Consider the following 26,194-nt stretch of genomic DNA (forward strand, 5'->3'; position numbering starts at 1 on the left):
CAGCCTACGGGGCGGCACTGACAGCCGGGGCCGTTCCCGGTCCGTTCCGCAGGTCACGCCAGCGGATTCGGGACGGTCCCGTGGACGGCGGCGTGCGGCCGCTCGGGCCGGTCGCGGTAGCCGTCGAGGTGCAGCCGGTTGCGGTTGAGGCAGAGCCGGTCGATCCGCGGGGTGAGGAGATCGAAGAGCTCGAACCGTTCCTTCAGCTCCGGGAAGCGGGCCTGGTGGCGCAGGATCTCGGCCCGCAGCAGGGCCCAGAAATCGCGTTCGGGGACGCCGAGTTGCTCCTCGTACAGCGGGGCCAGGTAGCGGAACACGCCGATGAACAGACCCGAATGGATGAACTGGGTGAGGAAGTCCGGCTCCTCCGTGAGCAGCACCCCGCGTACGTCGTCCGGCATCGTGGCGTGTTCGGGCAGGGGTACGGCGCTGACGTTCACGTCGTCCACGAAGTCCTTGATCGCCAGCCGGACGGGCACGTCCTGGTCGTCGTAGACCACGATCGCGTTCTCGCCGTGCGGGGAGAAGACCGTGCCGTACCGGTAGAGGAAGTGCAGCAGCGGCGGCAGCAGCGCGCCGAAGAGCCGGCGGAGCCAGGCGCGGGGCGCGAGGCCCGAGCGTTCGACGAGTTCGGCGACGAAGGCGCGGCCTGCCGGGTCGGTGTGCAGCAGCGCGGCGAGCGTACGGGCGCGTTCGTCCGGGGGCAGCCGCAGCGGTTCGCGCCAGATCGCGCCGAGGAGTTCCTTGTACTGGTACGGGACCTCGGGCAGCCGGTCGTACAGCGGATGCCGGACCGTGACGGACGCGACCTCGCCGAGCAGGATCATCCGGCACTCGTCGCGCAGGAAGGTATCGCCGTCGCGCAAGCCCTGGACCCAGGCGGTGAGCGCCGGCGCGGCGAGGGTGCGTTCGGTCGGAAGGCCGCGCCAGACCAGGGTGTTGAGGACGGAGAGCGGCAGCTTGACGGTGTGCCGGTCGGGGTGGCTGAGGTTGAGGAAGGTACGGACGGACTGCTGCGGCAGGCGCAGGTCGCCGTCGGTGGGGAGCGGGACGAGGGCGCCGGAGGCGATCGCGGGGGCGTACAGCGGCAGCAGGATCTCGTCCCACTGCCAGGGGTGGACGGGGAGCACGAGGTAGCCGTCCGGGTCGAGGCCGCGGTCGCGCAGCACGGCGCGGAAGCGCTCGCGGACCTCGGGGCCGAGTTCGCGCGCGTAGAGGCGGCCGGGGGTGGCGAGGCCGGTCACGCCCCGGTAGGAGGCGATGCGGGTGGAGACGGCGATCCACGGGAGGGGCGTGGGGCGGCGGGCCTCGGGGGCCCAGCGCGCGGCGTCGGTGCCGGCGAAGCCGACCCGGCCCTTGTTGAGGACGAGCCACGGGTGACCGGTCTGATGGCCTTCGAGCTCCGCGTAGCTCAGCTCGGCGAGCCGGGCGGCGGGCAGGGCGGTGTGGTCGAGCCGGGCGTCGGCGGCGAGGGTGGTGGTGAGCTCGCGGATGAGGTGGCCGAGGGTGGCGCCGTCGAGGCCGAGGAGACGGCGGGCGCGGACGAGGAAGTCGAGCGGGTCGGTGGCGGGCCGGCCGTCGAGGGTGAGCGAGCCGGGGTCGATCCGCCAGCCTCGGTACGCGCCGCGGCGGGCGGTGAAGGCGAGGGTGGCGCCGTCGTCGAGGGTGACGGTGTACGGGGCCGGGGCGGCGGCGCGCGGTGCGCCGCCGGGTTCCGCCGGGGCGGCGCCGTGGGCCGCGTCCTCGACGGGTCTCGGGACGACGACCTCCTCGTACGCGAACTCGGCGAGGGCCTTCGCGAGCAGCCGGGCGGATACCCGATCCCAGCGCTCGGCGGTGAGTTCGGGGGGACAGAACAGGGTCGCCCGGGCGGGGGGTGTGGGGGGTGTGGAGTCGAGGGGTGCAGGGGACGTCGACACGGGGACTCCTCGGGGTGGGACCGCCGTGGGTGGGCGGTCGGGGGCGGTGGGACGGAGAGGCAGGTGGGGTGGGGCGGGTGGTGAGCGGTGACGCGGCCGGGGCGGGACGGACGACGGACGGGGGCCTGAGGCGGAAGGGCCCCGGCCGGAGCCGGGGCGAGGTGGGGGAAGGGCGGTCAGAGGAGGTGGCGCAGGGCACGTTCGCGGACCATCAGCGCGGCCCGTTTGCCGGGCAGGTCGACCTCCGCGTCGAGCAGGAATCCGGCGCCGAGGAAGGCGGCGACGGACGGGGCGTTGCGCAGGTCGGGTTCGGCGAGGACCCGGGTGCACCGGGGCCGGTGGTCGAGCACGAGGTCGGCGACGGCCCGCAGCAGCGTGGTGCCCAGGCCGCGGCCCCGGTCGGTGCCGCCTCCGATGAGCAGGTGGACGCCGGTGTCGTGGGGCCGCGCCGGGTAGTGGCGGGCGAGCGGGTCGAGATCGGCGCGGTAGATCTCGAAGTAGCTCATGGGGGTGCCGTCGAGGACGCCGAGGCAGGGCACGCTGCGTCCGTCGCCGGCGAGTTGGGCGCCGACGTGGGCGGCGGTGACGTCGGCCGGGCCTTCGAGCTCCCAGAAGGCGGCCACGGCGGGATCGTTCATCCAGCGGGTGATCAGGGGCAGGTCGCGGTGCGGGCGCACGGGGACCAGCCGGAAGCCGCCGGCCGGGGTGGCGACCGGCGCCCAGCCCGCGAGGTCGTCGAGCAAGTCGCCGGACCCGGTCCGACGCTGCCCCGGCGGGCGGGGATCCGTGGCGGGGCCGGGGCACGGGCCGACGCCGGACGGGTGCGCGGTGCCGGGCTGCGCTGCGCGGGGAGGCACGGGGCCCTCCTCTCGGTGACGTCGGTGAAGTCGGTGGAATCGGTGGAAGCGCTGAAGTCGGCGGATGCGGTACGCAATGCGGGTGCGGCGGATCGGGTACGGGGTCGGTGCCGCGGGACCGGCCGGGGCGCGGGCCCCGGCGGGTCCCGCGCCCGGGCGGGTCAGAGGTGCAGCGGGTTGGCGATCCCGACGTAGACGGACTGGGTGTCGACCGGACCGACCAGTTCGTCCAGGCCGTGCAGCCGGGTGAGGAGGTTGGCCTTGCAGCGCAGCGTCCGCGCCTCCAGGAGCCGCCGCGGCAGCGGCGAGCCGAGGCCGGTGGCACCGGCGAGGAAGCGGCGCAGCGCGGCGAGCAGCACGCGCTCGTCGGCGAGGCGCTGGGAACCGAAGGCGCCGATGAGGCCGAGGACGTTGTTGATGCCGACGTAGTAGGCGAAGCGCTCGTCGGTGACCTCGTCGGAGACGAAGGTGTCGCTGACGCCGCCGATGCCGGGCAGCCGGCGGCTCAGCTCCTCGCGGCGCGACTCGCGGAAGTAGTAGCCCTGGTTGTCGCGGTAGCGGCCGCCGGTGGGCCAGCCCTCGGGGTCGAGGAGGACCAGGGTGTTCTGCTGGTGGGCCTCCAGCGCGATGCCGGCCTGGCCGTCGAGCCAGAGCAGCGGGCGGATCACCAGGTCGAGGTAGCGCAGGAACCACTCGGCGGCGACGGCCGGGACGCCGCGGCCGGTCCGGGCGGCGAGCCCGTGCACCAGGACCTCCAGCCGCGACCGCATCCGGGGGTCGCCGGGCCAGGGGCGCGGGGCGGTGAGGGCGGCGATGCAGACGGCGTCGTCGCCGAGGGCGAAGGGGTTGTGCCGGATCATGACGTCGAGTCCGGGGACGGGTTCGCCGTCGGGGGTGTCGACGGCCAGCCAGGCCGGGTCGCGGACGATGTCGAAGCGTGGGTGGGCGGCCTGCCACTGGTCGGCGAGGCCGGTGCGCAGCAGCCGGTGCACCTCGACGCCGCGGTGGAGTTCCTTGCGCAGGTTCTCGCGGCGGGAGTTGGTGATCCGGACGCCGAGGGAGAGCTTGAGCATGGCCGGGGCGCCGGGGCGGTGCACGGTGCGGACGGAAGAGGTGGGGTGCCAGTGCTCCCCGTACGGGCCGAGGTCGTGCAGCAGTCCGGCGGCGAGCAGGGCGGCCACGGCGGGGCGCTCGCGCAGCTCGCGGGCCTGCCAGGGGTGGAGGGGCAGGGCGGCGGTGCCGTCGGGCAGGGGGAGGCCCTCGGCGAGTCCGGCGGTGAGCCGGGCGGCGGGGACGGCCCGGCCGTGTTCCGTCCAGGCCGAGTCGGTGGCGAGGACGCGGGGGTCGACGGCCATCCAGTGGAGCGGGAAGGAGCCGTGCGTCTCGGGCGAGTAGCTGCGGGCCTCGGACTCGGACAGGCCCTCGCGGCTCTTCGGGGTGGGGTGCAGGGGGTGGCCGAGCAGCAGGGACTGTTCGGCGGTCAGGAAGAGGTCGGCCTCGGGGCGGGGGCCCGGGTCGCGGCGGCGGGCGGTGAGGAACTCGGCCGTCCGGCGGGCGGAGTCGGCGACCCGGCCGACGAGTTCGGTGCCCTCGGGGCGGCCGGTCTCGCGGCTGAGCAGGGCCGCGAGGGTGACGGCGTCGAGGGCCGGGGCGCCGGCCGGGAGCCCGTCGAGGGCGGGGGTGCCGAAGCGGTGCCAGCCGGTGGGCGACCAGTGGTGGACGGGGACGCGCAGGGTGGCGCCGCTGGCGGCGAGGGGGACGCGCAGGGTGCCGCCGTCGGGTGCGGGCAGGTCGTTCTCCCGTACCCAGCAGCGCAGCAGGTTCTCGGCGGCGGCCGCGTCGGCGGCCCGGACCGGGTCCGGGTCGTCCAGCGGGTCGTGCGACGGGGCGGCGACCGGGCCGTCCGCCGCGTACACCTCGGCGGCGAGGGCGGTGCCCTCGGTGCCGGCGAGCCGCTCGTACGGGACGGGGTGGCCGGTCAGGTACTGGCGCGGCACCGTCGGCTCGGCGGTCACCGTGCCGCCGCGGTCGTCGGCCGCCTCGAACGGGACGGGGGTGACGGTGGCGGCGGCGGTGGGGGTCGGGTTCACGGGGTGCTTCCTTGAGAGGGGAATGGGCCGGGTGGGGGGCATCGGTCCGGGGTACGGCGGGGTGTCAGTGGGGCGGCCGCGCGGCGGGGAGGTGCGCCGGGGCGGCAGTGGCGGGGCGCTCGCGGCGGGCCTTCTCGGCGGCGGCCAGCGCGTCGGCGAAGCGGTCGAGGACAGCGGCCGCCTGCTCGTCGGTGAGGGTGAGCGGGGGCAGCAGCCGGACGACGGCGTTGTGCCGGCCGCCGAGTTCGACGATGAGACCGCGGCCGAGGCAGGCGCGCCGGACGGCCGCGGCGAGTTCGGGGTCGGGGGGCGGCACGTGGTCGCCGGGTCCGGTGCCCTCGGGGTCGACGAGTTCGACGCCGATCATCAGGCCGCGGCCGCGGACGTCGCCGACGCAGGGGTGGGCGGCGGCGAGGCCCTGGAGCCGGGCGAGCATCCGGGCGCCAAGGAGGCCGGCGCGCTCGGCGAGCCCGTTCTCCCGTACGAACGCGAGGGTGGCGGCGCCCGCGGCCATGGCGAGCTGGTTGCCCCGGAACGTACCCGCGTGGGCGCCGGGTTCCCAGGCGTCGAGCGCGGACCGGTAGACGACGACGGCAAGCGGGAGGGAGCCGCCGATGGCCTTGGACAGGACCATCACGTCGGGGACGACCCCGCTGTGTTCGACGGCCCAGAAGGCGCCGGTGCGGCCGACGCCGGTCTGGACCTCGTCGGCGATCAGCGGGATGGAGCGGTCCCGGGTGAGCGCGCGCATGCGGCGCAGCCAGCCGTCGGGGGCGGGGATGACGCCGCCCTCGCCCTGGACCGGTTCGAGGATCATCCCGGCGGGGGCCGGCACGCCGCTCTTGGGGTCGTCGAGGACGTGCTCGGTCCAGCGGGCGGCGAGTTCGGCACCGCGCTCGCCGCCGACGCCGAAGGGGCAGCGGTAGTCGTACGGATAGGGCAGCCGGGCGGTGGCGCGGACGCCGGTGGCGCCGCCGGACACGTCGAGGGCGCCCGCCGTCATCCCGTGGTACGCGCCGGTGAAGGACAGCACGTCGTGCCGGCCGGTGGCGGTACGGACGAGTTTGAGGGCCGCCTCGACGGCGTCGGTGCCCGCCGGACCGCAGAACTGGATGCGGGCGTCGGCGGCGAGTTCGCCGGGGAGGGTGGCGAACAGCTCCGTCGTGAAGGCGTCCTTGACCGGGGTGGCGAGGTCCAGGACGTGCAGGGGCGCGCCCGAGTCGAGGACCTTGCGGATGGCTTCGAGGACGACGGGGTGGTTGTGCCCGAGCGCCAGGGTGCCGGCGCCGGACAGGCAGTCGAGGTAGCGGCGGCCGTCGGCGCCCTCGATGGTCAGACCCCGGGCCCGGACGGGGACGATGGGCAGCGAACGCGCGTATGTACGGGCGGCGGACTCGCGCTGGGCCTGGCGGCGCAGGATGCCCTCGCCGGCCCCGGCACCGGTCGGGCGCCCGCCCTCCCGTGACGGATCGGCGCGGTGGTCGGGATGCTCCTCGCGGGGGTCCGCGGGGCGGTCCTCGCCGGGGGCTTCGCGGCGCTCTCCGCAGGTCCGCGCGACGGGTGCGGCGGGTACGACGGCCGGAGCTGGTTCGGTGACGGCCACGGCTCGGTGTCCTCCAGCGTGACGATTCGGACGCCTCCGGGCGGCCGCGCGGTGGGCTCGCGACGCCGCTCACGCCGCCTCCGCGTCCTCGAAGGCGGCGCGCCCGGCGCCCTTCCCCCGGCGGGCCCTTCGGCTCACTCGGTGTACGGGGACGGGCTCGATGGCGGCCCGGAAGCCGCCGTCGTGTCCCCCGTCCGTACCAACGACGCGGAGCGCCCCGGATCACGGTCGGCGGCCGAGTTCCTCGGCGCGGGCCGGCGCACGGTGGATCACAACCCCGCAACAGCACGGCAACAGCCGGTAAGGGGCGGAACCGCGGACCTGGGTCGTGCCGTCCCCACCCGCACCGGCATAGTGGGGGCTTCGCGCGGCGCGGCCTTCGCGCCGCCGCTGTTCACACATATGCAAGTTGACGTAGTCCCAGGGGGATCACGAGATGCGATCGATTCGTCCGCTGCTGGTCGCGGCATCCGCCGTCGCGGCGTTGACGCTGACGGCGACGGCCTGCGGCCCGGCCGAGGAAGGCACGGGGGGTGACAAGCCCACCGCCGCCGCGGACCCGACCGCGAACGGCAAGATCACGATTCCGGACGATCTGAAGCAGCGTCTGAAGGATCACGGGATCGACATGGACAAGTGGCGCGGGGGTGAGTGGAAGAACTGGGACCGGGACAAGTGGCTGCGTGAGGCGAAGGACTTCGTCAACCCGATCATCGAGGACCTGTGGGACCCGGACCGGATGCGCGACGCCGAGCGCCCGGACAAGCCGGTCGACCCCGAGGACATCTCCGGTGACAAGGGCGTGACGGACCCGACCCCGGTCGTGGTGCGGGCGAAGCCGGTCGCGGCTCCCTACCACGAGACGGCGGCCGCCTCCGGCAAGGTCTTCTTCGACGGCCCCGAGGGCTCGATGGTCTGCTCGGCGACCGTGGTGCAGGACCCGGCGCACCCCGGCAAGTCGAACATGGTCTGGACGGCCGGCCACTGCGTGCACGCGGGCAAGAAGGGCGGCTGGTACCGCAACATCGCCTTCGTCCCGTCGTACAACAACGCGGGCAAGTCGACCGCGGCGCTGGAGCAGGCGACCCGCCAGGAGATCGCCCCGTACGGCGTGTGGTGGAGTGACTGGGCGCAGACCTCGGACCAGTGGATCGCCGGCGGCGGCCAGACCGGCGGCCAGGGCGCCCCGTACGACTTCGCGGTGCTTCACGTGACGCCGGAGAAGGGCTCCACGGGCAAGTCCCTGGAGGAGACGGTCGGCTCGGCGCTCCCGGTGGAGTTCAACGCCCCGGCCGTGCCGAAGATCGCGAGCATGACGGCGACCGGCTACCCGGCGGGCAAGCCCTTCGACGGGCAGAAGATGTTCCAGTGCGCGGACAAGCCGGGCCGGCTGTCGGTGGAGACCGACCAGCCGACGATGTACCGCATCGGCTGCTCCATGACCGGTGGTTCGTCCGGTGGCGGCTGGGTGGCCGCGGGCCAGGACGGCAAGCCGGCGCTGGTGTCGAACACCTCCATCGGTCCGGTGACGGCGGGCTGGCTGGCCGGTCCGCGGCTCGGCCCCGAGGCCAAGACGCTGTACGACAAGATGAGCGCGAAGTACGCCAACCGCTGACCCGGGCGGCCTGACGACGGCGCGGGCGGGGCTCCTCGGAGTCCCGCCCGCGCCGTTCGTATACGTACGGGTCGTGGGCTCACTCCTGGTCGGGCTCCGCCGGCGCGCGGCGGGCGTCGACCTCCTGGTCGAGCCGCCAGGTCCTTCCGCCGTCGGACGAGCGCTCGTTGCGCCAGTGGAAGGTGTCGTCGGTGACGGCGCCGAAGGTCCAGCGGACGAGGTCGCCGCCGACGGCGCGTTCCATGACGATCTCGTCGCCGATCCGGCGGGCGTACATCTGCACCACGTCGCCGTGGGCGGTGCCGTGGAAGGTGAACCGCCACAGCTGGAGGCCCGGGTCCCAGATCCGGACGCACAGACCGCACTCCTGGTCCGGCGCGCGCCCTGTGGTGGGGAGGTCCGCGCGGCCGGGCCACCGCCAGACGTCCAGGACCGCCCGGCCTTCCAGGGCGTAGCCGAACTCCCATTCGCCGCTGACGGAGTGGACCGGCGAGCCGTCGGCGGGGTGGTACGTGATCAGGGTCGTCCAGAGCCCGGCCAGGCGTCCGAAGTCCGCCAGCGCGGCCGCGTTGCGCTCGTCGGGGCCGTCGGCGAGCAGCGTCCTCACGGGGAGACCTCCACGGTCGTGAGCGGGGCGAGGGCCGAGGCGAGGCAGTCGGCGAGGGGAGCGGCGTACGTGCCGTCGGGGTCGAGCTCGGGGTCGTAGATGGCGGCGTCGAGTCCGATGATCCGACCGGTGCCGACCAGGGCCGAGACCAGCCGGGTGAGCCGGGGGAAGTCCAGGCCGGGGCTCCCCGGGGAGTCGACCGCGGGCAGGACGCGTTCGTCGAGGACGTCGAAGTCGAGGTGAAGCCAGACCCGGTCGAGCCCACGCCGCTCCAGCCGCCGGATCACCCGATCGGCCACGTCGTCGGCCTCGGCGTGGGCGATCTCCCCGGCCGTGAGCCGGAAGCCCGGGGGCAGCTCCCCTCCCTCGCCGCCCTCCCGGTCGCCGATCTGGACCACGTCCCGGTCGGCCACCAGCGGCCGGCCCACCTCCGGCCAGTGGGTGAGCAGCAGCTCGCCGCGGCCGGTGGCCAGCGCCAGGTCCATGCCGGCCGCCGAGCCGAGCGAGGCGTCGGCGTCGTGGTTCCCGGGATGCCGGAAGTCGCTGTGGCCGTCGAGGTGCACCAGGCCGCAGCGGCCGTCACGGCGGGCCCCGAGCAGACAGCCCAGCAGGATGCTGCAGTCACCGCCGAGAACGAGCGGGAAGCGGCCGGCGGCCAGCGTGGTCCGGACCTCGTCGGCGAGCCGCAGCGTGTACGCGCGCAGGGTCACCCCGTTGCGGATCCGGGTCGCCGGCTGCGGGTCGAACGCGTACGGCGGACGGTCGAGTTCCACCACCCGGGCCGGCCGCAGCCGGGCCTCCAGGCCCGCCGACAGCAGGGCGCTCGGGGCGCGCCAGGTGCCGGGCTCGTGTCCTGGTGCGAGCGGGCGCAGGCCGAGGTTCCAGGGGGCCGCGACGATATCGACGGCAGGGGGCATGACCGTCCTTTCGATCAAGGAATTCCAACTGGATAACATGAGTACATCGGTTGGAATAAGGGGCGCAAGAGCAAGCGGCGCACCAGCACGAAAGGCGGGCGTCCATGACGGCGGTCCCCCAGGCCCACACCTTCAGGCCGCGCGACCTGGTCGGCGGGCATGTCGTCCTCGATCTGGTGAACACGGTCACGGCCCGGAACGCGGAACCGGCCGACTGGCTCGACGGCTATCCGCGTCTGCTGGAGTGGGCCGCCCTGACCGGCCGGTTCTCCCCCGCCGCGCTCACGGAGCTGGTCGCGACGGCCGGGGCCGATCCCGGTACGGAGGCGCGGGCCCTGGACCGGGTCCGCGAACTGCGCGAGGCGCTGCACGCGCTCGTCACGGCGCTGGTCCACGACGACACCCCTGCCCCCGCGGTGGCGGTCGGCCGGGTCGAGAAGCAGTGGAAGCAGGCCGTCGCCCGCTCCCGGCTCGTCCTGGACGGGAACATCCCGCGGCTGGACATCGGCCTCGATGCCTCCGGGCTCGACTACCCCGCCCACGTCCTCGCCCTGGAGGCGCTCGAACTGCTGCGGTCCTGGCCGGCGGACCGCGTGCGGGTCTGCCCCGGCGGCCGCTGCGGCTGGGTGTTCCTCGACAGCTCCCGGGGCGGCCGCCGCCGCTGGTGTTCCATGGCCACCTGCGGGAACTCCGCCAAGGGCCGGACCCACTACCGGCGCAAGCAGCGGCCCGAGGACCCGCGGGATCCCGCGGCGTCGCCCACCGGCACGTGACTCCGCGGCAGGCACGCGCGCGCCGAACGACGAAGGCGCCGGTCGCCTCCCCCGGAGGGGAGACGACCGGCGCCTTCGAGAAGACCTGGTCCGAGCGGGTCGGATCAGTGCGCGGCGGGCACGTACGGGGCGAAGAGCGCCGCCAGTTCCTCGTGGACCCGCGCCTTGAGCAGGGTGCCCTCCGGGGTGTGCTCCTCGGAGATCACCTCGCCCTCGACGTGTGCCCGCGAGACGAGACCACCGTGCGTGTACGGCACGAGGACCTCGATCTCGACCTGCGGCCGGGGCAGTTCGGCGTCGATCCGGGCGAGCAGCTCCTCGATGCCCTCGCCCGAGCGGGCGGAGACGGCGAGGGAGTGCTTCTCGGTCCGCAGCAGCCGCTGGAGCACCAGCGGGTCGGCCGCGTCCGCCTTGTTGACGATGACGATCTCCGGCACGTTCACCGCGCCGACCTCGCGGAACACCTCGCGTACGGCCGCGAGCTGCTCCTCCGGGGCCGGGTGCGAACCGTCCACCACGTGCAGGATCAGGTCGGCGTCGGCGACCTCCTCCATCGTGGAGCGGAACGCCTCGACCAGGTGGTGGGGCAGGTGCCGGACGAAGCCGACGGTGTCCGCCAGGGTGTAGGCCCGGCCGGTGGGCGTCTCGGCCCGCCGGACGGTCGGGTCGAGGGTGGCGAACAGCGCGTTCTCCACCAGCACGCCCGCGCCCGTGAGGCGGTTGAGCAGGGACGACTTGCCGGCGTTGGTGTATCCGGCGATGGCGACCGACGGCACCTTGTTGCGGCGCCGCTCCTGCCGCTTCACATCACGGCCGGTCTTCATCTCCGCGATCTCACGGCGCATCTTCGCCATCTTCTCGCGGATCCGTCGCCGGTCCGTCTCGATCTTGGTCTCACCGGGACCACGGGTGGCCATGCCGCCACCGCCGCCGCCACCCATCTGCCGGGAGAGCGACTGACCCCAGCCGCGCAGTCGCGGCAGCATGTACTGCATCTGCGCGAGCGCGACCTGGGCCTTGCCCTCACGGGACTTGGCATGCTGGGCGAAGATGTCGAGGATCAGGGCGGTCCGGTCGACCACCTTGACCTTGACGACGTCCTCAAGGGCGATCAGCTGGCCGGGGCTGAGCTCACCGTCGCACACGACGGTGTCGGCGCCGGATTCGAGGACGATGTCCCGCAGCTCCCGCGCCTTGCCCGAACCGATGAACGTGGCCGGGTCCGGCTTGTCGCGGCGCTGGATGACACCGTCGAGCACGAGGGCACCCGCCGTCTCGGCGAGCGCCGCGAGCTCCGCGAGGGAGTTGTCCGCGTCCTGGACGGTCCCCGAGGTCCAGACGCCGACCAGCACCACGCGCTCCAGGCGCAGCTGCCGGTACTCGACCTCGGTGACGTCCTCGAGCTCGGTGGAGAGGCCCGCGACACGGCGCAGGGCCGCACGCTCGGAGCGGTCGAACTGCTCGCCGTCCCGCTCTCCGTCGATCTCGTGGCTCCAGGCGACGTCCTCTTCCATCAGGGCATCGGCCCGAAGGCTCTCGGTACGGCTCGTCTCCGCGAAGCTCTGCTTGTCCTGGGAAGGGGATGAAGAGGAGGTCATTGGATCCTTTACGTCGAAGGTCGAATCGAAGTCTCTACAGCAGTCACAACGCGTGACGTCCGGGAAGAATTCCCGGGGTCCGGCAGCGCCGCCGACGAGAAGATGGTGGCACGGTCGGGCACGGCCCGTCATCCGGGTTTCCCCGCACGCACGGGTCTTTCTGCCCGCGCCGCGTGATCCGAACCCCGTACGGCGAGCGTCACCGGGCTCACGGAGCGTGCCCCGCGGCCGGCCTTCGCGGCGGCGGGAGCCGGTTCCGGGGCCTGGACGTGCCAGTCCGGGTGCCTGGGCATGGGCGGGGTCGTCGTCCCGTACAGCCAGGCGTCGAAGAAGCGGCCCAGGTCCCGCCCGGAGACCTCTGCGGCCAGCGCCTCGAAGTCGGCGGTGGTGGCCGTGCCGTCCCGGTGCTCGGCGACCCAGCGGCGTTCCAGCCGGTCGAAGGCCTCGGTGCCGATCTCGGTGCGCAGGGCGTACAGCGCGAGGGCGGCGCCGTCGTAGACGACGGGCCGGAAGATGCTGATCTTGTCGCCGGGCACCGGCGGTTTCGGGAAGGCGGGCGGGCCGCCGTCCGCGCGCCACTGGTCGGAGAAGGCGTACGCGGCCTTCATGCGCGCCTCCAGGGTCGGCCCGCCGTGCTGCTCGGCGTATCGCGCCTCGTACCAGGTGGCGTGGCCCTCGTTGAGCCACACGTCGGACCACACGCGCGGGGAGACGCTGTCGCCGAACCACTGGTGCGACAGCTCGTGGACCATCACGGACCGGATGTACCAGGCGGGATAGCGGGATTCGGCGAACAGACGGCGCTCGAAGAGCGAGAGGGTCTGGGTCTCCAGTTCGAAGCCGGTGTCGGCGTCGGCGACGACGAGCCCGTAGTTCTCGAAGGGGTACGGACCGACCAGGCCCTCCATCCACTCGACGTGCCGGGGGGTGTCCTTCAGCCAGGGCTCCAGGAGCTCCCGGTCGGCGGTCCGGACGACGTCCCGGACGTGCAGCCCGTGCGGGCCCGCGCGGTGCAGCACGGTGGAGTCGCCGATGGACACCTGGGCGAGTTCGGTGGCCATGGGGTGGGCGGTGCGGTACGTCCACGTCGTCCGGCCGCCGAGCCGTTCACGGCCGCCGGGCAGCCCGTTGGCCACGACGGTGAGTCGGTCGGGCGCGGTGATCCGGAAGGTGAAGAAGGCCTTGTCGGAGGGGTGGTCGTTGCACGGGAAGACCCGGTGGGCGGCGTCGGCCTGGTTGGCCATGGCGAGACCGTCGGAGGTGCGGACCCAGCCCCCGGAGTCGGCCGGGCCGCGGGGGTCGCTGGTGTGGGTGACGGTGATGTCGACGACCCGGCCGCGGTCGAGCGGTGCGGCCGGGGTGATCACCAGGTCCTCGTCGCTGCTCACGAAGTCGGCCCGGCGCCCGTCGACGGTGACGGAGGAGACGGTGCCGTGGGTGAAGTCCAGGTTGACGCGTTCCAGGTCGGCGGTGGTCACGGCCCGGATGTGGGTGACGCCGGCGAGCGGCCGGTCGTTGCGGCCGGGGTAGGCGAGCGCGATGTCGTACGTCAGGACGTCGTAGCCGGGATTGCCCAGGTACGGGAAGAGCCGGTCGCCGACGCCCAGCGGCGGGGGCAGCGGCGGGGCCGGGGCGGCGGCGACGAGCCCCGCCGCGAGGGCGACGAGGACGGCGGAACGTGCCGCGCGCCCGAGCGGCCGGCGGGCGCGGACGGGGGCGCGGGACGAGGTCCGGACAGCGGGCGTCCGGGTGCGGAGCGTCGGGGAGCGGAGCGGCATGCGTTACGGCTACCAGGGCCCGGGCCGCTCCCCCGGGCGGCGCGCACACCGGCCACCCGAAGGGCCCACGGGCCGCCGCCCGCGGTCCCGGGCGGCCGGCTCCGCGCGGCGCTCAGCGTCCCGGCGCCTCCGGGTTCCCCGCCCGGCGTACGTCGTACACGCCCGGCACGTCCCGCATCGCCTTCAGCAGCGTGGGAAGACCGGCGGCGTCCGGGAGCCGGAGGGTGTACGTGTGCCGGACGCGCTGCTCGTCCGGGGGGTCGACGTTGGCGGCGGCCACGGTGGCGCCCTCGGCGGCGATGGCCTCGGTGAGGTCGGCGAGCAGGCCGGGCCGGCCGAAGGACTCGACGCAAAGGGTGACCTCGGAGGCGGCGCTCTCGCCGTCGTGACCGGCCGTGGTGTCCGGGGCGGGACGTTTCGCCGCGTCGGCCGGCGGGCGGGGCGCGGCCGCCGGGGGCGCCGCCGCCTCGGGGTGGGCCCGCAGCCAGCCGGTGATGGCGATCCGGGCGGCGGGGGTGCGCGCGTGGTCGAGCCACTGCGGGGAGGGCCCGGAGGCGGCGTCCTGGGCAAGCAGGAGCTGGACGGTGTCGCCGTCGTCGAGCACGGTGCTCAGGGGCGCGAGCCGGCCGTTGACCCGCGCCCCGAGACAGCCGTGGGCGGCCTCGCCGTGCATGGCGTACGCGGCGTCGACGCAGGTGGCGCCGGCGGGCAGGCCGAGGGTGCCGCCGTCGGTGCGGAAGACGGTGATCTCCTGGTCCTGGGCGAGGTCGGCGCGCAGCGAGGTCCAGAAGGTGTCGGCGTCGTGGGCGGACTGCTGCCAGTCGAGGAGCCGGGACAGCCAGCCGGGCCGGGTCGGGTCGGCGCGCTCGCCGTCCCCGAACCGACCGCCGGGCCCCGTGGCCGGCTCGGCCGCCTGCTCGGGGCCGCCCGCCCCCTCGGGGACTGTCGCGTACGGGTTGCCGAGGGCGACCACGCCCGCCTCGGCGACCTTGTGCATCCGGTGGGTGCGGATGAGGACTTCGGCGACGGCGCCGTCGGGCGCGGCGATCGCGGTGTGCAGCGACTGGTAGAGGTTGAACTTGGGGGCGGCGATGAAGTCCTTGAACTCCGAGATCACCGGCGTGAAACAGGTGTGCATCTCGCCGAGGACGGCGTAGCAGTCGGCGTCCTCGGCGACCAGGACGAGCAGCCGGCCGAAGTCGCTGCCGCGCAGTTCGCCGCGTTTGAGGTGGATCCGGTGGACGGAGACGAAGTGCCGCGGCCGGACGAGGACTTCGGCGGCGATGCCGGCCTCGCGCAGCACCCCGGAGACCTGTTCGGCGACGGCCCCGAGGGTGTCCCCGGCGAGGGCGTCGGCGGCGATGAGCGCGCGCGTGGCCGCGTACTGCTCGGGGTGGAGGATCGCGAAGACCAGGTCCTCCAGCTCGGTCTTGAGGGCCTGGACGCCGAGGCGTTCGGCGAGCGGGATCAGGACGTCCCGGGTGACCCGGGCGGTGCGGGCCTGTTTCTCGGGGCGCATCACGCCGAGGGTGCGCATGTTGTGCAGCCGGTCGGCGAGTTTGATCGACATGACACGGACGTCGTCGCCGGTGGCGACGAGCATCTTACGGAAGGTCTCCGGCTCGGCCGCCGCGCCGTACTCGACCTTCTCCAGCTTGGTGACGCCGTCGACGAGATACGTGACCTCGTCGCCGAACTCCTCCCGCACCTGATCGAGCGTCACCTCGGTGTCCTCGACGGTGTCGTGGAGCAGCGAGGCCGTCAGCGTCGTGGTCTCGGCGCCGAGTGCGGCGAGGATCAGGGTGACCGCGAGCGGGTGGGTGATGTACGGCTCGCCGCTCTTGCGGAACTGGCCGCGGTGCGAGGACTCGGCGAGGACGTACGCGCGGCGCAGCACGGACAGATCGGCGTCCGGATAGTGGGCGCGATGCGCCTCGGCGACGTGCCGGATGGCGTCGGGCAGCCGGTCGCGCGAGGCGGGTCCGGCGGTGGCCCCGAGCAGTGCGGCGCGGCCGATGCGGCGCAGATCGATCCTCGCGCGGCCGCGGCGGCGGCCGGGAGCGGCGGGACCGGTGGGCCCGGCCTCGCTCAGGGGTTGGGCGGCCTCTGCACTCATGGGGGCACCTCCGGCGGCTTCGACCGGCAAGGTGGGCCGGGCAGCGTGCCCGGCAGGGCCGGTGCTTGATGCTACCGACCCCACCACGTGGCGCAGTCCCGCTCTCGCCGAGCGTGAACTGGATCACCCATTCGAGGGATGATTCCGGGTCATACGGTTTCGGTCGGGGTGCGGGTGGACATGCTGAGGGGCCGTCCGCCCGGCGACCCTTACGGGGTGTCGGCGAGCCAGGCCGGGTCGACGGTGCCCTCGCCGACGATGACGGCGGGTCCGGTCATCTCGATCTCGCCGTCGGGGTGCTCGGTGATGACGAGCGTGCCGCCGAGGACGTCGACGGTGTACGTGACGGGGGCGCCGGACACGGCCGGGTCGGCGCCGTCCCGGCGGGCGGTGGCCACGGCGACGGCGCAGGCGCCCGTGCCGCACGAGCGGGTCTCGGCGGCACCGCGCTCGTGTACGCGCATGGCGACGTGGCGGGGGCCGCGGTCGGCGACGAACTCGATGTTGACGCCGTCGGGGTAGACCCCGGCCGGCTCGTAGGGCGGCTCGCCGTACAGGTTGCCGGCGTGGTCGAGGGAGTCGACGAAGGCGACCGCGTGCGGGTTGCCCATGTTCACGTTGCGGGCGGGCCAGCTGCGGCCGTCGACGGTGACGGTGACCCCGTCCTCGGGGAGCACGGCCCGGCCCATCCGGACGGTGACGGAGCCGTCCTTGTCGAGGTGGACGCGCTTGACGCCGCCGCGGGTGGCGACGGCGACCTCACCGGCGGTGACGTGCCCGGCGTGCTCCAGGTAGCGGGCGAAGACCCGTACGCCGTTGCCGCACATCTCGGCGACGGAGCCGTCCGCGTTGCGGTAGTCCATGAACCACTCGGCCTCGTCGGCCATGTGCCGCGCCTCGGGGTGCGCGGCGCTGCGCACGACGTGCAGCACGCCGTCGCCGCCGATCCCGGCCCGCCGGTCGCACAGCCGGGCGACAAGGGCGGGAGGCAGGTCGATCGTGTGGTCGGCGTCGGGGACGATCACGAAGTCGTTCTCGGTGCCGTGGCCCTTGAGGAAGCGGAGGGGCGAGGTCTGCGCGCTGGTCACGGGATCAACTGTACGGGTACGGGGCCGGGCGCGGCGGGCCCGAGGGGCCGGGCCGGGGCCTCGGGCCGCCAGGCGCCGGGACGCCTCTCGCCGGGGTCAGCGCAGCCGGGCGACGCGCCAGACGGCGAGGACGACCAGGACGGTGCTCAGCAGCGCGTACAGGGCGAGGACGCGCCAGTCGGGGCGCCGGCCGGATCCGCGGGCGGGCAGGCCCGGCCAGGTGTAGCCGACGCGGCGGGCTGCCATCATGCCCCAGCCGGCCGCGCAGGAGCTGATCAGCAGCCCGAGCATGGCGACGACGGCGCCCCCGTCGCCCGAGCCGAAGGCGAGCGGGAAGGCGAACATCAGCGAGCCGACGGCGGCGAGCGCGACGATCGGGGCGAGCTGCCAGATCCGCAGGCGGCGCTGCGGACGCAGTTCCACCTCGACCTCCGCCGCGTCGACCTCGACGGCGCTGCCCTCGGCCTCGTCGGGGCCGTCCGGCGTCAGCCCGGGCGCCTCACCGGGGACTTGTCCCCGGACGGCGGCCTGCTGCTCCGTGTCACGAGGGCCGGCCTCCATCGCCACGCGCCCTCCCACTCGGACTCCACTTGGTCGATCGATGCTCGATGATGGCACGCTTCGACCCCCTGAAATGACGGGCATGGCGTCCCGATGCCATCACGTGATCAGGCTGTAACCGCTCGTTCGACCAACGTCAGGGCCTGCCCCGGGAGTTCCCCCCGGTCGGCCATGGCGCCACTGAGCCAATGAACCCGCGGGTCGCGCCGGAACCACGAATCCTGACGGCGCGCGAAGCGTTTGGTGGCGCGTACGGTCTCGGCGCGCGCTTCGTCCTCCGTGCGCTCCCCCGCGAGCGCCGCGAGCACCTGCTGGTAGCCGAGCGCGCGCGACGCCGTACGCCCCTCGCGCAGCCCGTGCGCCTCCAGGGTGCGGACCTCGTCGACGAGTCCCGCCTCCCACATGCGGTCCACGCGGGTCGCGATGCGCTCGTCGAGTTCGGGGCGGGCGACGTCGACGCCGATCTGGACGGTGTCGTAGACGGACTCGTGGCCCGGGAGGTTCGCCGTGAACGGCTTGCCGGTGATCTCGATGACCTCCAGGGCGCGCACGATGCGGCGGCCGTTGCCGGGCAGGATCGCGCGGGCGGCCTCGGGGTCGGCTTCGGCCAGCCGGGCGTGCAGCACCCCGGAGCCGCGCTCCTCCAGCTCGGCCTCCAGCCGGGCCCGGACCTCGGGGTCGGTGCCGGGGAACTCGAGGGCGTCGATGGCCCCCCGTACGTACAGCCCGGAACCGCCGACCAGGACGGGAGTGCGGCCCGCGGCGAGCAGCCGGTCGATCTCGGCGCGCGCCAGCCGCTGGTACTCCGCGACGCTGGCGGCCTCGGTCACGTCCCAGATGTCGAGGAGGTGATGCGGCACTCCGCCGCGCTCCTCCACCGTCAGTTTGGCGGTGCCGATGTCCATCCCCCGGTAGAGCTGCATGGAGTCGGCGTTGACGACCTCGCCACCCAGCTGCTGGGCGAGGAAAACGCCCAGATCGGACTTTCCGGCCGCAGTGGGGCCGACGACGGCGATGACCCGCGGGGCGGGAGCTGCACTTCTCACCGCACCAGTCTCGCAAACGTCACGGCGCGTCCCCGAATGAGCTACGTGACGGCACCCATCCGACTTCGTTGCCTGTTGCGGAATTCCACACCTGAGTACGCTAGGAGCAGATATGGGCGTTTTCTCACTGTTTCGCAGGAGGAACAGGAAGAACTCGGACCCGGTCGAGGTCGCCGGAACGGCGCCTGTGACGGAGGAGGCGAAGGAGACGGCCGCGTCGGCCGGAACGGTCGAGTCGGCCGGGGCCACCGAGACGGAGGCCGCGGCCGAGACGGTCGAGGCGGCCGAGGCTTCCGATGCGGCCGAGACGGCGACGGCCGAGGTGACCACCGAGCCGACCGCAGCAACCGAGCCCGTCGGGCAGGCCGAACCCGCCGTAGGAGCCGGGACCGACGCCGCACCGGCCGAGCGGGCCGCGGCGGAAGCCGTGGAGACCGAGGCGGCCAAGGCCGCGACCGAGGCCCCGGCCGAAGCCGGGGAAGCCGAGCGGGCGGAAGCCGAGGTGGTTGAACCGGCAGCCGCGCGGAAGGCCGAGCCCGAGGCCGAGGCGGTCGAGATCCCCCGGCAGCAGTCGGTGGAGCAGGCCGTGGACAGCGAGGCCGGAGAAGGCGCCCGTCACTAGGGCGGCGGGCCGGCAGACACCACGGTACGGAACGGTACGGACCCGCCAGGGGTCCGGCGGAGGGATGGTGACCTCATGGGTCTCCTGGATTCACTGAAGGCCAAGCTCGGCCCCGCCAAGGACAAGGTCTCCGACCTGGCCAAGGAGCACGGGGGCAAGGTGGAGCACGGTCTCGAGAAGGCCGCCAAGATGGTCGACGAGAAGACCAAGGGCAAGTACAGCGACAAGATCGAGACCGGCACCGGGAAGGCCAAGGAGGCCATCGAGAAGCTCGCCCACCAGGGCGGGAGCGGCTCGGCCGGCGAACGCTCGACCGGCGAGGGCCCGACCCCGCCGCCGCCCCCGCCACCGGCTGCCTGACCCTCCCCCCGCGACGGCGGACGGCCGTGGAGCAGCGCGCTCCACGGCCGTCCGCCGCTGGTGTTTCCCGAGGGTGTGCCCGATCAGCTCCAGGCGGCGACCATGTACCCGACCCCGTACGGGGCGTCCTCGTACAGCAGCCGCCCGGCGAGGTCCGCGCCCTCGGCGGCGCCCGCGAGCACCTGCCAGGGCGCCCGTCCGGCCGCCTTCAGCTCGCCCGCCGGACCCTCGTCCAGCGCCAGCAGCGCCGCCGTGTCGGCCGCCCCCAAGGCCTGGGCCGCGGCGGCGTCGAAGGCCTCGGCGCGCTCGTCGAGATAGCCGGGCGCCTTCACCGTGCGACAGGCGCTGCCGTCGCCCAGGACGAGCAGCGCGACCCGGTCCGCCGACCCCGCGATCTCCCGGCCGGCCTCCGCGCAGCGGGCGGCCTCCAGCGACTCGGCGACGCCGAGACCCTCGACCGGCGCGCCGGACCAGTCCGTACGATCGAGCAGCCAGGCGGCGACGGCGAGCGAGGCGGGCAACGGGCGGTCCCCGCCGGGCCCGCTGCCGAGCCGTACAGTCAGATCGACCCCGAACCCGGCGAACGAGCCCGCGGAACCGCCAGGGAAGCCGCCCCGCGCGCCCTCGGCGGCGGGGCCGACGACCACGAGCCGGTCGGGACGGGCGGCGGCGAGCACGCCGAGCGCGTCGGAACAGGCCGTGCGCGCCTCGGCGAGCTCGGCCGCGGCACCGGCCGCGACGGCGGGCACGAGCAGCGGGGGGCAGGGACAGACGGCGGCGGCGACAAGCATGTGCCGCAGCCTACTGCGCGACGGCGCTGCCAGACCGAGGGCCGCTCCCCCGGTGTCCCGCCGGGCGCGGCCGAGTCGTTGATGTGTCAGTGACTCCCGCACGCCGGCGCGTCGGCCGCCGGCAGCGGCTCCGGCACGCCGATCTTCGGCAGGCCGAGGAGCACGCCGGCCGGCTTCGGCTCGGGCTCGGCGGTGCGCTTCTCCCAGGCGTCGCCCGCGCGGGTGCGGCGCACGGCGGTGACCGGGCCCTCCGCGAGGAGGTGGTGCGGGGCGGCGTAGGTGATCTCGACGGTCACGACGTCGCCGGGGCGTACGTCCTCGTCGGGCTTGGTGAAGTGGACGAGCCGGTTGTCGGGGGCGCGGCCGGAGAGGCGGTGCGTCTCGCCGTCCTTGCGGCCCTCGCCCTCCGCGACCATGACGTCGAGGACGCGGCCGACCTGCTTCTTGTTCTCCTCCCAGGAGATCTCCTCCTGGAGGGCGACCAGGCGCTCGTAGCGGGCCTGCACGACCGCCTTGGGGATCTGGTCCTCCATGGTGGCGGCCGGGGTGCCGGGGCGCTTGGAGTACTGGAAGGTGAACGCGCTCGCGAAGCGGGCCTCGCGCACCACGTGCATGGTCTGCTCGAAGTCCTCCTCGGTCTCGCCGGGGAAGCCCACGATGATGTCGGTGGAGATCGCGGCGTGCGGGATCGCGGCGCGGACCTTCTCGATGATGCCGAGGAAACGGTCCTGGCGGTACGAGCGGCGCATGGCCTTCAGGACGGTGTCCGAGCCGGACTGCAGCGGCATGTGGAGCTGCGGCATGACGTTCGGCGTCTCGGCCATGGCGGCGATGACGTCGTCGGTGAAGTCGCGCGGGTGCGGGGAGGTGAAGCGGACCCGCTCCAGGCCCTCGATGTCACCGCAGGCGCGCAGCAGCTTGCTGAAGGCCTCGCGGTCGCCCATGTCGGAGCCGTACGCGTTGACGTTCTGGCCGAGCAGGGTGATCTCGGAGACGCCCTCGCCGACCAGGGCCTCGATCTCGGCGAGGATGTCGCCGGGGCGGCGGTCCTTCTCCTTGCCGCGCAGGGCCGGGACGATACAGAAAGTGCAGGTGTTGTTGCAGCCGACGGAGATCGACACCCAGGCGGCGTACGCGGACTCGCGGCGGGTCGGCAGCGTCGACGGGAACGCCTCCAGCGACTCCGCGATCTCGACCTGCGCCTCCTCCTGGACCCGGGCGCGCTCCAGCAGGACCGGCAGCTTGCCGATGTTGTGGGTGCCGAAGACCACGTCGACCCAGGGGGCCCTGGCGACGATGGTGTCCCGGTCCTTCTGCGCGAGGCAGCCGCCGACGGCGATCTGCATGCCGGGGCGGGCGGCCTTCTTCGGCGCGAGGTGGCCGAGGTTGCCGTACAGCTTGTTGTCGGCGTTCTCGCGGACCGCGCAGGTGTTGAAGACCACGACGTCGGCGTCGCCGTCGGCGCTCTCGGGGGCGCGCACGTAACCGGCCTCTTCGAGGAGGCCGGACAGCCGCTCGGAGTCGTGGACGTTCATCTGGCACCCGTAGGTGCGTACTTCATAGGTTCGCTGGACGTCCACGGTCTGGCTCCGGTCGCTGCTGGTCATGGGACAAGGGTATGCGGTGCCGGACGCGCTCCGGTCCGGAGCGGCCGGAGCCCCCGGGGCGGTACGGCGCCCCGGCCGGGGCGCGCGCGGATCGCCCGGGTTCAGCCGCGGACCGCGCCGCCCGCGAGGAGGCCCGTGAGCCGGAGCAGGGTGGTGTCGTCGCCGAAGCCGCCGGCCTTGACGAGGACAGGCAGGGCGGGCGCGGCGGGGCCGCGCAGGACGGCGCGGGCGATGCCGGGTTCCGGTTCGTCGTACAGCTCGAAGCCCGTGGCGCCGAGGGCGTGCAGGACGGCGGCGGCCGTCTCGCCGCCGGTGAGGACGAGGCCGTCGGCGAGGCCCGCGGCCACCGCCTCGCGTACCTCCGCCGTGAGCCGGCGCAGCAGCGCCGCCGGGTCGCCGGCCCGCTCCTCGGGCGTGTGGAGGGCCATGGTGCCCGTGGTCCGCAGCGCCACGAGCTGGCGGCGACTCGCCGGGTGCGCGCTGCCGACGACCGCGAGGGGACGGCGTACGGGCGGGAGCGCGGGCGGCGGCGTCGCCGGGTGCCGGGGGTAACGGCGGGCCAGGGCGTCGGAGAGGCCCGGCGAGCCGACCCACAGCACCTCCTCGGGGCGAGGCACGGCGGCCACGAGCGCGTCGAGGTCGGCGTCGGTGGCCGCCGAGCAGACGACCACCCGGTCGCTGTCCCCGCACCGGCTCAGGCCGCCGGATTCGACGAGGACGGCCTCCGGCAGGACGTCGGCGAGGTCCGCGGAGCGCACCGGGTGGGCCGGGTCGCGGGCGAACGCGCTCGCGTCGACCCGTACCCCGTGCACGTACTGCACGCCCCGGACCGTCGTCCGGCCCTCGGCCGGGAAGGCGGGGGCGACGATCGCGGTGCGGCGGCCGGATCCGGCGAGGGCGGCGCGCAGCTCGGCGGCGACATGGCCGCGCAGGGTCGAGTCGACCGTCTTGAGGAGCAGACCCGCGCCCGCCCGTGCGGCCTCCCGGGCCGCCCGCTCCGTCCGCGCGGCGGCCTCGGCAGCGCCCGCGTTCCGGCTGCCGAGATCGACGGCGGTGACCCCGTCACCGTACTCCCGCGCCTGCCCTGACTCCCCGCCCTCAGGTCCCGCTGTGAGGACGACCCGGGCCCGGTGGCCCGAGCGGCGGAAGGGGGCCGCGCCGTCGGCGGCGCTGGTGAGGTCGTCGGCGAGGACGACGAACGGGGAGGTGAGGGAGGGCGGCATCGCGCGGGGCCTCTCGGTAGCGGCTCGGTACGGGGTGGTTGCGCGGTCCACCCTCGGGGCGCGCGAGGCTGCGGGACAAGTCCGCCCATACGGGCGGACGACAGTACGACGCAGCTGGATCCGGCCATGTCGCCACCCTCACATCCGGCCCGTCAGGCTCCTCCCACCAGGGCATATGCCGCACCGAAGGACTGCCCCGGCCCTCACCCCCGCTCGCTTCACCCTGGTCAGGACCGGGCCCGGCTGGCAGGATCGCCGGGTGTTCACCTCCCTGCCCCGTTCCGTCCGCCGTCGTGCCCTGCCGCTCGCGGCGGCGCTTCTGGCGCTGGCCGGGCTGCTGGTGTGGTGGCTGGTTCCTTTCGGTCCGAAGTCGCCGAGCGGGCACATCACCTTCAGTACGGGCGTCCCCACGGGCGTCTACCAGCGGTACGGGGAACTCCTCCAGAAGGCCCTCGACCGTGATCTGCCGCATGTCTCGATATCCCTGACGGACAGCGAGGGGTCCCAGCAGAACCTGGACCGGCTGGCGACCGGCGAGGCCGACTTCACCGTGGCGACGGCCGACGCCGTGGCCCAGTACCAGCGGGACCGCAGGCCCGGTTTCGAACGGCTGCGCGGCTGCGCCCGGCTGTACGACGACTACATCCAGCTGGTCGTCCCCAAGGGCTCGCCCGTCCAGTCGGTGGCCGATCTGCGCGGGCTGCGGGTCGGCGTCGGCCAGGCGGGATCGGGCGTGCGGCTGATAGCCGACCGGATCCTCGCGGCGGCCGGGCTCACCCCGGATGTGAGCATCACCCCGGTCCCGGCCGGTATCGACACGATGCCGAAGCTGCTGGAGCAGCGCGAGATCGACGCGTTCTTCTGGTCGGGCGGACTGCCCACCCAGGCCGTCCAGGCGCTGTCCGAGCGGCTGCCGGTCCGGCTCGTGCCGATGGACGCCACCCTGGTGCGGAGCCTGCACGACGTGGGCGAGTCCACCCGCTTCTACCGCGCGGCCGTGATCCCGGGCGACGCCTACGCGCTGGCCCAGGGCGGCAACCCGGTGGAGACCCTGGCGGTGGCCAACATCCTCGTCACCACCGACGCCGCCGACCCGGACCTCGTGGAGGGCTTCACCCGTACGGTGATCGGCAGCCGGGACCGGATCGGCAGCCAGGTGCACCCGGCCCAGCTGGTGGACCTGCGGACCGCGATCTACACCGAGCCGCTGCCGCTGCACGAGGGCGCCCGGCGCTACTACCGCTCCGCGAAGCCGTGACAGAGCCCCCTACGGGTCCCACCCCTCCCACCCAAGGTCCCGCGGCGGCTCTGCTCTAGGGCCTTTCTTTTGGGTCAGGCTGGGTCAGGGAGCGGGGTCCGGTGCGGGTGATCGCAAGGCGGAGGAGGGAGACAACGCGGTGGGGGTACCTCCCGTGCCCGAAGGGCTACGGGGGAGTTGGCGACCGACGACAACGCGGCGTGGGGGTACCTCCCGTGCCCGAAGGGCTACGGGGGAGCGCGTGCCGGGGCACGCGAGCCCAGCAAGATCCAAAAGAAAGGCCCTAGGCCCGCTCGTCCCCCGGCTCCCCGTCCCCCTCGCCCCGTCCGCGCAGATCACCGCGCAGATCACCGCGCGGGTCCTCGCGCGGCACGCGGACGGTGACCTTCAACCCGTGCGGCGTGTGCGGCGCGTACGCGATGGTGCCCTCGCCGGCCGCGAGCAGCACCCGCGCGATGGACAGGCCGAGGCCCGAACCGTCGATGTTCTGGTGCCGCCCGGAGCGCCAGAAGCGGTCGCCGACCCGCTCCATTTCCTCCTCGGTGAGCCCGGGTCCGTGGTCGGCGACCTCGATCTCGACGGTCCGGCCGTCGTCGGCGAGCCGCGTGGCGACGGTGACGTCCTCCCCCTCCGGGGTGAACTTCAGGGCGTTGTCGATCACCGCGTCGAGCGCGCTGGAGAGCGCCACCGGATCCGCCCAGGCCGTCAGGGCCGCGAGGTCGGCCTCGATCCGTACGTCCTTGCCCTCGGCGACCGGGCGCCAGGAGGCGACCCGTTCGGCGGTGAGCGCACCGATGTCGGTGAGCCGCAGATCGGCGGCGGTGTGCTCGGCGAGCGCGAGGCCGAGCAGGTCGTCGAGCACCTGGGCGAGCCGCTTGCCCTCGGTCCGTACGGAGGCGATCTCCTCGTTGCCTTCGGGTAGTTCGAGCGCGAGCAGCTCGATGCGCAGCAGCAGCGCGGAGAGCGGGTTGCGCAGCTGGTGGGAGGCGTCGGCGACGAACGCCCGCTGCTGTTCGAGGACTTCCTCGACGTTGTCGGCCATCTCGTTGAACGAGCGGGCCAGGCGCCGCAGTTCGGGCGGCCCGCCGGCGGCGGCGACCCGGGACTTCATCCGGCCGGTGGCGATGTCGTGGGTGGCGGCGTCGAGGATCCGTACGGGGCGCAGCACCCAGCCGGTGAGCCGGAAGGCGGCGCCGACCGCGAGCAGCATGGCCGCGACCTCGCCGACGAAGATCAGCAGCCAGCCGTGCAGGATGCGCGACCGCATCTCGCCCGTGGGCGAGTCGGTGACGACGACGGCGACGACGTCCCCGTCCCGGACGACCGGGGAGGCGATGATCAGCCGGGCGTCCCGCTGCCAGGGCCAGACCTGCGGCGGATCGTGGCTGCGGCGGCCGAGCAGGGCCTCGTTGAAGGCGCGCCGGCCCTCTCCGTCGTACGGGACGACCCAGTCCTCGGGCGCGGCGGCCATGGACCGGTTGTCGCGGTAGAAGATGCCGGCCCGGATGCCGTACACCTCGTGGTAGCTGGCGAGTTCGCCGCTGAGTGTCGTCCGCCGCTCGTCGGGGCCGAAGCGGCGCTCGCTGACGAACTGGGCGAGCGCGGCGAAGCGCGCGGCGTCGTCGAGCCGGTCGACGACCACCCGCTGCTGCTCGGCGGCGGCGTTCCCGGCGGCGAGCGGGAAGCCGAGGGCGAGCAGCACACCGGCCATCAGGACGATCAGCAGCGGCAGGAGTCGGGTGCGCACGGGCGGGCGGGGGCCGGG

At 74.2% G+C, this 26,194-nt stretch carries 21 protein-coding genes; 5 read left to right on the forward strand and 16 right to left on the reverse strand.

What is annotated here, in order from left to right; translation table 11 throughout:
- Nucleotides 1–53: 53 nt before the first annotated feature.
- The 4 genes from ABZ693_RS17275 to ABZ693_RS17290 form a co-directional block, all read right to left on the reverse strand.
- Complete coding sequence (locus ABZ693_RS17275) at nucleotides 54–1,919, reverse strand: IucA/IucC family protein (protein ID WP_435842446.1); 1,866 nt, start codon at nucleotides 1,917–1,919, stop codon at nucleotides 54–56.
- 176 nt (nucleotides 1,920–2,095) lie between these two features.
- A complete protein-coding gene (locus ABZ693_RS17280; RefSeq protein WP_359877493.1) occupies nucleotides 2,096–2,776 on the reverse strand; it encodes a GNAT family N-acetyltransferase in 681 nt (226 codons plus the stop codon).
- Between the two features lie 161 nt (nucleotides 2,777–2,937).
- On the reverse strand, nucleotides 2,938–4,866 hold the full coding sequence (locus ABZ693_RS17285; RefSeq protein WP_359877494.1) for an IucA/IucC family protein: 1,929 nt from the start codon (nucleotides 4,864–4,866) through the stop codon (nucleotides 2,938–2,940).
- A gap of 64 nt (nucleotides 4,867–4,930) precedes the next feature.
- Complete coding sequence (locus ABZ693_RS17290) at nucleotides 4,931–6,286, reverse strand: diaminobutyrate--2-oxoglutarate transaminase family protein (RefSeq protein ID WP_359877623.1); 1,356 nt, start codon at nucleotides 6,284–6,286, stop codon at nucleotides 4,931–4,933.
- A 619-nt stretch (nucleotides 6,287–6,905) separates the two neighbouring features.
- On the opposite strand from ABZ693_RS17290, the gene ABZ693_RS17295 reads away from it, so the two are divergent.
- The gene (locus tag ABZ693_RS17295) at nucleotides 6,906–8,084 is read left to right on the forward strand and encodes a trypsin-like serine peptidase (RefSeq protein ID WP_359877497.1); all 1,179 of its coding nucleotides are present in this window, start codon (nucleotides 6,906–6,908) and stop codon (nucleotides 8,082–8,084) included.
- Between the two features lie 79 nt (nucleotides 8,085–8,163).
- On the opposite strand, the gene ABZ693_RS17300 is transcribed toward ABZ693_RS17295, so the two are convergent.
- Complete coding sequence (locus ABZ693_RS17300; RefSeq protein ID WP_359877500.1) at nucleotides 8,164–8,691, reverse strand: hypothetical protein; 528 nt, start codon at nucleotides 8,689–8,691, stop codon at nucleotides 8,164–8,166.
- Nucleotides 8,688–9,608 (reverse strand): arginase family protein, encoded by a 921-nt coding sequence (locus ABZ693_RS17305; RefSeq protein WP_359877503.1) that lies wholly within the window; start codon nucleotides 9,606–9,608, stop codon nucleotides 8,688–8,690. Before ABZ693_RS17305 ends, ABZ693_RS17300 begins: the two co-directional genes overlap by 4 nt.
- A gap of 104 nt (nucleotides 9,609–9,712) precedes the next feature.
- On the opposite strand from ABZ693_RS17305, the gene ABZ693_RS17310 reads away from it, so the two are divergent.
- A complete protein-coding gene (locus ABZ693_RS17310; RefSeq protein ID WP_359877505.1) occupies nucleotides 9,713–10,381 on the forward strand; it encodes a CGNR zinc finger domain-containing protein in 669 nt (222 codons plus the stop codon).
- A gap of 104 nt (nucleotides 10,382–10,485) precedes the next feature.
- On the opposite strand, the gene hflX is transcribed toward ABZ693_RS17310, so the two are convergent.
- The 6 genes from hflX to miaA form a co-directional block, all read right to left on the reverse strand.
- Nucleotides 10,486–11,979: a GTPase HflX gene (hflX, locus tag ABZ693_RS17315; protein ID WP_359877508.1), complete on the reverse strand. Its 1,494-nt coding sequence runs from the start codon at nucleotides 11,977–11,979 to the stop codon at nucleotides 10,486–10,488.
- Nucleotides 11,980–12,107: 128 nt separating this feature from the next.
- A complete protein-coding gene (locus ABZ693_RS17320) occupies nucleotides 12,108–13,757 on the reverse strand; it encodes a M1 family metallopeptidase (RefSeq protein WP_359877511.1) in 1,650 nt (549 codons plus the stop codon).
- 112 nt (nucleotides 13,758–13,869) lie between these two features.
- Nucleotides 13,870–15,873, reverse strand: a complete 2,004-nt coding sequence (locus tag ABZ693_RS17325) for an HD domain-containing protein (protein ID WP_359877514.1) — start codon at nucleotides 15,871–15,873, stop codon at nucleotides 13,870–13,872.
- 209 nt (nucleotides 15,874–16,082) lie between these two features.
- Entirely contained in the window at nucleotides 16,083–16,961 is an 879-nt protein-coding gene (dapF, locus tag ABZ693_RS17330; RefSeq protein WP_359877517.1) for a diaminopimelate epimerase, read from the reverse strand.
- A 96-nt stretch (nucleotides 16,962–17,057) separates the two neighbouring features.
- Nucleotides 17,058–17,522, reverse strand: a complete 465-nt coding sequence (locus ABZ693_RS17335) for a hypothetical protein (protein ID WP_359877626.1) — start codon at nucleotides 17,520–17,522, stop codon at nucleotides 17,058–17,060.
- A 107-nt stretch (nucleotides 17,523–17,629) separates the two neighbouring features.
- Entirely contained in the window at nucleotides 17,630–18,568 is a 939-nt protein-coding gene (gene miaA, locus ABZ693_RS17340; RefSeq protein ID WP_359877520.1) for a tRNA (adenosine(37)-N6)-dimethylallyltransferase MiaA, read from the reverse strand.
- Between the two features lie 187 nt (nucleotides 18,569–18,755).
- Here miaA and ABZ693_RS17345 point away from each other — a divergent pair, with 187 nt between their 5' ends.
- Together ABZ693_RS17345 and ABZ693_RS17350 are read left to right on the forward strand one after the other, a co-directional pair.
- Nucleotides 18,756–19,190 (forward strand): hypothetical protein, encoded by a 435-nt coding sequence (locus tag ABZ693_RS17345; protein WP_359877523.1) that lies wholly within the window; start codon nucleotides 18,756–18,758, stop codon nucleotides 19,188–19,190.
- Nucleotides 19,191–19,265: 75 nt separating this feature from the next.
- On the forward strand, nucleotides 19,266–19,550 hold the full coding sequence (locus ABZ693_RS17350; RefSeq protein WP_359877526.1) for an antitoxin: 285 nt from the start codon (nucleotides 19,266–19,268) through the stop codon (nucleotides 19,548–19,550).
- A gap of 83 nt (nucleotides 19,551–19,633) precedes the next feature.
- Here the strand turns inward: ABZ693_RS17350 and ABZ693_RS17355 are convergent, their stop codons facing one another.
- The 3 genes from ABZ693_RS17355 to ABZ693_RS17365 all read right to left on the reverse strand — a co-directional run bounded on the left by ABZ693_RS17355 (nucleotide 19,634) and on the right by ABZ693_RS17365 (nucleotide 23,171).
- A complete protein-coding gene (locus ABZ693_RS17355; RefSeq protein ID WP_359877529.1) occupies nucleotides 19,634–20,341 on the reverse strand; it encodes a class III extradiol ring-cleavage dioxygenase family protein in 708 nt (235 codons plus the stop codon).
- 86 nt (nucleotides 20,342–20,427) lie between these two features.
- On the reverse strand, nucleotides 20,428–21,948 hold the full coding sequence (miaB, locus tag ABZ693_RS17360; protein ID WP_359877532.1) for a tRNA (N6-isopentenyl adenosine(37)-C2)-methylthiotransferase MiaB: 1,521 nt from the start codon (nucleotides 21,946–21,948) through the stop codon (nucleotides 20,428–20,430).
- Between the two features lie 101 nt (nucleotides 21,949–22,049).
- Entirely contained in the window at nucleotides 22,050–23,171 is a 1,122-nt protein-coding gene (locus ABZ693_RS17365; protein ID WP_359877535.1) for a four-carbon acid sugar kinase family protein, read from the reverse strand.
- A gap of 259 nt (nucleotides 23,172–23,430) precedes the next feature.
- Here ABZ693_RS17365 and ABZ693_RS17370 point away from each other — a divergent pair, with 259 nt between their 5' ends.
- Nucleotides 23,431–24,429, forward strand: coding sequence for a TAXI family TRAP transporter solute-binding subunit (locus ABZ693_RS17370; protein WP_359877538.1), 999 nt, complete (start codon nucleotides 23,431–23,433; stop codon nucleotides 24,427–24,429).
- 283 nt (nucleotides 24,430–24,712) lie between these two features.
- On the opposite strand, the gene ABZ693_RS17375 is transcribed toward ABZ693_RS17370, so the two are convergent.
- Nucleotides 24,713–26,176, reverse strand: coding sequence for a sensor histidine kinase (locus tag ABZ693_RS17375; protein WP_359877540.1), 1,464 nt, complete (start codon nucleotides 26,174–26,176; stop codon nucleotides 24,713–24,715).
- Nucleotides 26,177–26,194: the final 18 nt, after the last annotated feature.

This window comes from Streptomyces laurentii (assembly GCF_040635425.1).
Taxonomy (GTDB): Bacteria; Actinomycetota; Actinomycetes; order Streptomycetales; family Streptomycetaceae; genus Streptomyces; species Streptomyces laurentii.